The sequence below is a fragment of the Rhizobium sp. PRIMUS64 genome, assembly GCF_023006465.1.
GTDB classification, from domain to species: Bacteria; Pseudomonadota; Alphaproteobacteria; order Rhizobiales; family Rhizobiaceae; genus Rhizobium; species Rhizobium leguminosarum.
The window spans coordinates 1-491 of the sequence record NZ_JALBGX010000340.1 but is presented as its reverse complement, the minus strand read 5'-3'; the positions used below and the strand labels follow the sequence as shown (position 1 = coordinate 491).

The following is a 491-nucleotide window of genomic DNA, read 5'->3' as shown; positions in this document are numbered from 1 at the left end:
ATGCCGGACCCAACAAGGTCGGGGCGGATGCCTTCGATGAACTTTTCCAGCTCGTAACCGGTCACGTCGTCATAGATCAGCGTACCCTTGTTCACATAATGGCCGGTGCGCTGATAGTCGTCGTTGTGGGCGAACTCGTAGCCGGTGCCGACGATCCGCATGCCGAGGTCCTCATAGGCCGTGATGACGTGGCGAGGACGCAGGCCGCCGACATAGAGCATCACCGTCTTGCCTTCGAGGCGCGGCCGGTACTTGTCGACGACAGCATCGACCAGGGGCCGGTACTTGGTGATGACAGCCTCGGTCTTGTCGACGATTTCCGGACCGAAGTGCTTGGCTATTTCGCGCAGGGAGGTTTCGATCTGGGACGGACCAAAGAAATTGTATTCCATCCACGGGATGCCGTATTTTTCCTCCATGTGCCGACAGATGTAGTTCATCGAGCGGTAGCAGTGGATGAGGTTCAGCTTGGCCTTTGGCGCGCGCTCGAC

At 58.5% G+C, this 491-nt stretch carries 1 protein-coding gene; it reads right to left on the bottom strand.

Annotated elements, in window-relative coordinates:
* On the bottom strand, positions 1-491 hold a 491-nt coding region (locus MOV76_RS39470), incomplete at both ends, for a nitrogenase component 1 (protein ID WP_309506935.1).